The organism is Streptomyces sp. ISL-12 (genome assembly GCF_018614415.1).
Classification (GTDB): Bacteria; Actinomycetota; Actinomycetes; order Streptomycetales; family Streptomycetaceae; genus Streptomyces.
On record NZ_JAGGOO010000098.1, the window covers coordinates 23,072 to 30,279 of the forward strand.

The 7,208-nt window shown below is 72.7% G+C and carries 6 protein-coding genes; 1 reads left to right on the top strand and 5 read right to left on the bottom strand.

The features are described 5' to 3' along the window. Window positions 1-16: 16 nt before the first annotated feature. The 4 genes from J7I94_RS25730 to J7I94_RS25745 form a co-directional block, all read right to left on the bottom strand. Entirely contained in the window at window positions 17-796 is a 780-nt protein-coding gene (locus tag J7I94_RS25730) for a hypothetical protein (RefSeq protein ID WP_215170512.1), read from the bottom strand. 278 nt (window positions 797-1,074) lie between these two features. Beyond that, complete coding sequence (locus J7I94_RS25735; RefSeq protein ID WP_215170514.1) at window positions 1,075-2,295, bottom strand: acetyl-CoA C-acetyltransferase; 1,221 nt, start codon at window positions 2,293-2,295, stop codon at window positions 1,075-1,077. A 38-nt stretch (window positions 2,296-2,333) separates the two neighbouring features. Further along, complete coding sequence (locus tag J7I94_RS25740) at window positions 2,334-3,497, bottom strand: acyltransferase family protein (protein ID WP_215170515.1); 1,164 nt, start codon at window positions 3,495-3,497, stop codon at window positions 2,334-2,336. Window positions 3,498-3,796: 299 nt separating this feature from the next. Continuing rightward, on the bottom strand, window positions 3,797-4,819 hold the full coding sequence (locus J7I94_RS25745) for an SGNH/GDSL hydrolase family protein (RefSeq protein WP_215170517.1): 1,023 nt from the start codon (window positions 4,817-4,819) through the stop codon (window positions 3,797-3,799). Window positions 4,820-4,990: 171 nt separating this feature from the next. Between J7I94_RS25745 and J7I94_RS25750 the strand changes: the two genes are divergently transcribed. Continuing rightward, window positions 4,991-6,379, top strand: coding sequence for a cystathionine beta-synthase (locus J7I94_RS25750; protein ID WP_215170518.1), 1,389 nt, complete (start codon window positions 4,991-4,993; stop codon window positions 6,377-6,379). Window positions 6,380-6,837: 458 nt separating this feature from the next. Here J7I94_RS25750 and J7I94_RS25755 read toward each other — a convergent pair. Further along, window positions 6,838-7,208: hypothetical protein (locus J7I94_RS25755; protein ID WP_215170521.1), on the bottom strand; the 371-nt coding region annotated here is incomplete at its 5' end.

Sequence of the window (7,208 nt, forward strand, 5' to 3'; positions counted from 1 at the left end):
GGGGATCCCGCGGTGCCTAGAGGGACGCGATGACGCGGTCCGCCAGTACGTACACGCTCTCCTCGCCGCAGGCGAAGGTCAGGGCGTAGGCGCCGGAGACGCCGGAGCCGCCGAGCAGCACCGGGGTGTCGCCCGCGCGCAGCGCGGCGGCCAGGCGTTCCGCGGTCTCGCGGTGGCCCGGCGTCATGCACAGGGTGGTGCCGTCGGCGAAGACGTAGACGTCGAGGGTGCCCAGCGGGCCCGGGCGGACGTCCGCCAGCTCGACGCGGCCGGCGGCCAGCTCCTCCAGGGCGGTGACGGTGCGCTCGTGGTCGTTCACCGGGGAGGGGTTCGGTACGAAGTCCGGGTGCGAGGGGTGACGGCGGCGGGCCGCGGCCAGCTCGGCGGAGTCGGGGGACGGCTCGTCGGCGTCCGCGCCCGGCTCCGTCACCGGCTCCAGCCCCGCCAGGTCGGCCGGGTGGGGCAGGAACGGCTCGCTGTCGGCGAAGCCCAGCAGCAGCGGGGCGTCGGAGGCGTCGCGGCTCTCCTGCGCGGCCCAGAACGCGCGGGCCTCGGCCAGCTCCCGCTCCCGTTCCTCGGCCAGCGCCGCGGCGACGGCGGCGCGTATCTCGTCCGTGTCGGCCGCGGTGCGGGCGGCGGGCACCCGGCCGCGCAGGGCCGCGGCGTTGCCCTCGGCCAGTTCGGTGTGCAGGGCCGCGACCTGGCGGCGCAGCACCAGCACGCTGCGCAGGACCGCGACGCCCACGGCGCCGGTGGCTGCCGTGGTGAGCAGCAGGGCGATCGATGTGGCGCTCACTGACGTACTCCCGGTTCAAAGTCGACCCCCGACTTCCTACATCAGCTTGATGGGCGGACCGAGCCCCTGTCAGTGCGTAACGTCACGAAACGGACATGACTTTGAGTCCCGGCGGGGCAGGTGAGGCCGGTGGGTCCGGCCTGACCTGCGCAAATCACCGGGGCGAGCGATATAGGTCACATCCTGGGGGAGTTTGGGTCACGGAACGGCCCGGAGTCCTGGGGTCTCCAGGGCTCCGGGTCGGGGGTCACAGGGGGTCCCTCAGGGGCTACCGAACGTCAGCTGAGGCGCTCGATGACCATGGCCATGCCCTGGCCGCCGCCGACGCACATCGTCTCCAGGCCGAACTGCTTGTCGTGCCACTGGAGGGAGTTGATGAGCGTGCCGGTGATGCGGGCGCCGGTCATGCCGAAGGGGTGGCCGACGGCGATGGCGCCGCCGTTGACGTTCAGCTTCTCCAGCGGGATGCCGAGGTCCCGGTAGGAGGGGATGACCTGCGCGGCGAACGCCTCGTTGATCTCGACCAGGTCGATGTCGCCGATGGTGAGACCGGCGCGGCCCAGGGCCTGCTTCGACGCCTCGACCGGGCCGAGGCCCATGATCTCCGGGGAGAGGCCGGAGACGCCGGTGGAGACGATCCGGGCCAGCGGGGTCAGGCCCAGCTCGCGGGCCTTGGTGTCGCTCATGATGACGAGGGCGGCGGCGCCGTCGTTGAGCGGGCAGCAGTTGCCGGCGGTGACCATGCCGTCGGGGCGGAAGACGGGCTTGAGGCCCGCGACGCCCTCCATCGTGACGCCGGCGCGGGGGCCGTCGTCCTTGCTGACGACCGTGCCGTCGGGCAGCGTGACGGGGGTGATCTCGCGCTCCCAGAAGCCGTTCTTGACGGCCTCCTCGGCGAGGTTCTGCGAGCGGACGCCGAACTCGTCCATGTCCTGCCGGGTGACGCCCTTGGCGCGGGCCAGGTTCTCGGCGGTCTGGCCCATCGCGATGTACGGGTCGGGCAGCAGGCCGTCCTCGCGCGGGTCGTGCCAGGTGGACCCCTCGGAGGCGGCGACCGCGGCGGTGCGGGCCTCGGCCTCGGCGAACAGCGGGTTGTGCGTGTCGGGCAGTCCGTCGGAGCTGCCCTTGCCGAAGCGGGAGACCATCTCCACGCCGGCCGAGATGAAGACGTCTCCCTCACCGGCCTTGATGGCGTGCAGTGCCATGCGGCTGGTCTGGAGGGAGGAGGAGCAGTACCGGGTGACGGTGCAGCCCGGCAGGTGGTCCATCCCCATCTGCACGGCGACGATCCGGCCGAGGTTGTGGCCCTGCTCGCCGCCGGGCAGGCCGCAGCCGAGCATCAGGTCGTCGATGTCCTTCGGGTCCAGCTCCGGGACCTTGGCGAGGGCCGCCTGGATGATCGTGGCGGCCAGGTCGTCGGGGCGCAGCTCCTTGAGGGAGCCCTTGCCGGCACGGCCGATGGGGGAGCGGGCGGCGGAAACGATCACGGCTTCGGGCATCACGGCTCCAGACGACGACGGTAGGGCGTACGGGGAAATTACCCGTAGGTAAGCTCCCGGTCACTGTCATCGTGGTGTGATGCAGGCCTCTTTTCCAAGCGCTTGCTTAGCGTGTCGGAGGAGGGCTGCGCCGATGGGCCGACGGCCGGATCGGCGGCGGGCGGCCGGGTGAACAGCAGCCGGTCCACCGGCGGCCGGGTCAGCGGCTGGACCAGCCGGCGCACCGGCGGCGAGGCCAGCGCCGCCGCCAGCGTCACCGCGAACACCAGCAGCGCGGCCAGTTCCAGCCGGGTGTCCGCCCGTTCGATCAGGCCCTTCTCCCGCAGCGGCAGGATGACCAGCGGGTGCAACAGGTACACGGTGAAGCCGCCCGACCCCAGCACGGAGATCAGCGGCACCCGCCGCTTCGGCATCACCCTCAGCAGGCACACCACCAGCCCCGCCGCCGCGCCCAGCACCAGCAGCCGCACCAGCCAGGCGCCCTCCATGCCCAGCGGGGTGTCGGCGACGTAGGCGTGCCGCATCGACAGCCAGGTGCCCTTGATCTGCGCGTGCCACAGCAGGCCCACGACGCCCGAGCCGAGCAGGCCAGCCACCGCGACCGGCAGGCTCCACCGGGCCTCGAACCAGTCCCGCAGCAAGCCCTGCCGCAGTCGCCAGCCGAAGTAGAACAGGGGCAGGTACACCAGGGTGCGGCTGGCCGAGAACGTCAGCCCGAACTCGTCGACGTACCCGACCGCGAGGGCGACCACCGTGGTGACCAGCAGGGGATGCCGCAACTGGACGACCAGCGGCAGCAGCAGCCGCCAGAAGAACAGCGACATCAGGAACCACAGCGTCCACGGCAACTGGGCGACGTACAGCTTGAAGGGGCCGCCGAGGGCGTGCTGTTCCAGCGAGAACAGCAGGCTGAAGACGAGCGCGGGCAGCGCGATGCTGCGCAGCAGATTGCGGGTCTGGCGCGGGCCGAGCGGGGCCGCGCTGCTGAAGACGCCGGCCAGCACGACGAAGACCGGCACCCGGAAGGCCCAGGTCGCGACGTGGAAGACGGCCAGCGACTCATGGCGGCTCATGATGCTGCCGATGGTGTGCAGGACCACGATCAGCGTGGCCGAGAGGAACCGGGTGTTGTCCCACCAGGGGTCCCGGTCCACGCCGGCGGGCGCTGGGCGGTCGGTGGGTCTCGGCAGCGGGTTCTTCATCGCGGGCTCAGGCTCCTGACAGCGACGTCACAGGACAAGAGCCGCCCACCCTTCCCAGACCGGGGGTGGTTCGGGTTACGGGTGGCGGCTCAGGCGGTGAACGCTGTGTGTACGGCAGGTCCTGGGCTTGGGCGTACGGGCCCGCGTCCGTGGCTCGGCTGAGCGGTGTCGCCCGGCCCGGGCCGCGTCCGGGACGCGCGGCGCGCGGCGCGTCCCTGGGGCCGCGCTCGGGACGCGCCGTGGGGGGGGCGTGGTGGTGCTCGCGGTGGTGACGTGCTCGTGCGGCCGTGGGAGGGGCTTCAGTCGGGGACCGTGGTGTTCAGGACCGGCTCCGGCACCCTCCGCCGCCTCCGCCGCTTGAGCAGTGCCCAGGGTCCTCGCGGCCCCGTCGGCATCGCCGCCGCGACCTCCGTGCCCGCCTCGTCGACGGCCTCCGCAGCCGCCCGTGCCACCGGCAGGAAGCCCTCGCGGCGGGAGGCGTCGGGACGCTCCTCCTCGGCCGGCCACAGGCCGAGCGCCGCGCACACGGTCGGCAGCACCGCCATCGCGGCGGTGGCGTAACCGTCCGCGGAGGGGTGGTAGTTGTCGGGGCCGAACATCTCCCGCGGGTTGCGCGCGAACTCCGGGCCCAGCAGGTCGCCCAGCGACACCGTGCGCCCGCCCTGCTCCACCGCGCCGATGGTCTGCGCCGCGGCGAGCTGCCGTGAGGCCCGCCGGGCCAGCCAGCGCAGCGGCTGCCGCACCGGCTCGATCGTGCCCAGGTCGGGACAGGTGCCCACGACCACCTCCGCGCCGGCCGTGCGCAGCCGCCGTACCGCCCCCGCCAGATGGCGCACCGAGCAGGTGGCCGGCATCCGGTGGGTCACGTCGTTGGCGCCCACCATGATCACGCAGACGTCCGGCAGCCGCACCGGGTCCGCCAGCACCACCGCCACCTGCCGGTCCAGGTCGTCCGACCGCGCCCCCGGCAGCGCGACCGACCGCAGCTCCACCGGGCGCTCGGCCACCGCCGCCAGCCCGGACGCCAGCAGCGCCCCCGGCGTCTGCCCGGCCCGGTGCACGCCCTGCCCGGCCGCCGTGGAGTCGCCCAGCATCACCAGCCGCAGGGGTGGCTCACCGGCCGTGGGGAACGCCCCGCCGTACAGTCCCTCCGCGTTCGGCACCCGGGTGGGCGTGCCGATGCCCACCCGCCGCCTGGCCAGCTGCACCTCCGCCAGCAGCAGACCGACCGTCGCCGCGCCGGCCAGACCGATGCCGCCGCCGCCGTATGCCGCGCCGGCCGCGATCCGCCGGGCCACCCTCGCCCTCGACATGCTCGTCATGCGTCGCCGCCACCTCCTCACGAGCCGTACATCCCCTACTTGCCCTGTACGGACCGTCGTCCAATCTCAACGGCCAGTGAACGACCGTCCCGGGGCCGCCCGGCGTCGGCAGGCCATAGGCTGGCCGGCGGAACCATCATCACCAGACATTTGCGGCATCCGGAGACAACGGTGCAATTTCACGACTCGATGATCAGCCTCGTCGGCAACACCCCGCTGGTGCGGCTCAACAGCGTGACCAAGGGCATCAGGGCCACCGTCCTGGCCAAGGTGGAGTACTTCAACCCGGGCGGCTCGGTGAAGGACCGCATCGCCCTGCGCATGATCGAGGCCGCCGAACAGAGCGGCGAACTGCAGCCGGGCGGCACGATCGTCGAGCCGACCAGCGGCAACACGGGCGTGGGCCTGGCCATCGTGGCCCAGCAGAAGGGCTACAAGTGCGTCTTCGTCTGCCCGGACAAGGTGTCGACGGACAAGATCAACGTCCTGCGCGCGTACGGCGCCGAGGTCGTCGTCTGCCCCACCGCCGTGGACCCGGAGCACCCGGACTCCTACTACAACGTCTCGGACCGGCTGGTCCGTGAGACGCCCGGCGCCTGGAAGCCCGACCAGTACTCCAACCCGCACAACCCGCTCTCCCACTACCACTCGACCGGTCCCGAGCTGTGGAAGCAGACGGAGGGCCGGATCACCCACTTCGTGACCGGCGTCGGCACCGGCGGCACCATCTCCGGCACCGGCCGCTACCTCAAGGACGCCAGCGACGGCCGGGTGAAGGTGATCGGCGCCGACCCCGAGGGCTCGGTCTACTCCGGCGGCTCGGGACGCCCGTACCTCGTCGAGGGCGTCGGCGAGGACTTCTGGCCGACCGCCTACGACCGCGAGGTCGCCGACGAGATCGTCGCCGTCTCCGACAAGGACTCGTTCCAGATGACCCGGCGCCTGGCCAAGGAGGAGGGTCTGCTGGTGGGCGGCTCCTGCGGCATGGCGGTGGTCGCCGCGCTGCGGGTCGCCGAGCGGCTGACCGAGGACGACGTGGTCGTCGTACTCCTCCCGGACAGCGGACGCGGGTACCTGTCGAAGATCTTCAACGACGAGTGGATGGCCGACTACGGCTTCCTGGACGACTCCGGGCCCAGCGCCCGCGTCGGTGACGTCCTCAACCACAAGGAGGGCGACGCCATCCCCTCCCTCGTCCACATGCACCCGGACGAGACGGTCGGTCAGGCCATCGAGGTGCTGCGCGAGTACGGCGTCTCCCAGATGCCGATCGTCAAGCCCGGCGCGGGACACCCGGACGTGATGGCCGCCGAGGTCGTCGGCTCGGTGGTGGAACGCGAGCTGCTCGACGCCCTGTTCACCCGGCGGGCCTCGCTCCAGGACCCGCTGGAGCGGCACATGTCGGCGCCGCTGCCGCAGGTCGGCTCCGGCGAGCCGGTCGAGGACCTGATGAGCGTGCTCGGCGCGGCCGACGCCGCGATCGTCCTGGTCGAGGGCAAGCCGACCGGTGTGGTGAGCCGTCAGGACCTGCTGGCCTTCCTGGCCGGTTCGGGGAAGTAGCGGAAAATCTCCGGTGAACGGCGGGTGACGGCGGCGAACTCGCGGTAGATGCCGGGTGGTCAGGTCTTCCCGAACTGGTACGCGGGCGTCACGTTCGCGCAGCACACGCTTAACACAGGTCAGGCACATTGGTGGGTGTCGGCAGGGCGGTGGGGGTACCACCCAGGCGTTCAGCACTGGGGGAGGCTCCCCGTCCCGGCCGGCACCGAACGGCGCCAAGGACCTCCGGAGCGGCTCCCGGACCTCCATGGACGCCAGGACGCGGGCGCCCGGTCCCTGACCCGGCACCGTGTCCCTCGCGGGGACCGCCGTCGTCCCGCCCCCCGGCAACGGGGGTGCGGCGGTCCCCGCGCATGACTTTCCCCGCGCCCGCTTCCCGGCCGGCCGACCGGCCGTCAGTCGGTCTCGCGGGGGCCGCGTCCCACACCCGCTTCCCGTGCGTCCGGCCAGACCGGCCGTCAGTCGGTCTCGCGGGGGCCGCGCCCGCGGAACAGCCCCGGGTTGGTCCGGGCGGCCTGCACGACGTTCACCCCGACGATGCCGGCCCAGGCGGCCAGCAGTCCCGGGAGGTGCGCGACGCCCCCGCCGATCGCGGACAGCGGGACCGCCAGCACCAGCGAGACGATGCCGAAGCCGAACCGCTCCCCGAAGGAGTCGGTGGCCCTGGGGGCCCGCGAGTCCCGGGCCGACACCATCTGCCGCTCGGCGAACTGCCGGCGCACCCGCCGCTCGACCGCGCCGTCGATCCGCTGGTCGACCTTCTCCAGGAACGACTCCACCAGCGCGGAGTCGTAGTCCTCACCCAACTCCCTGCGGGCCCGCAGGGTCG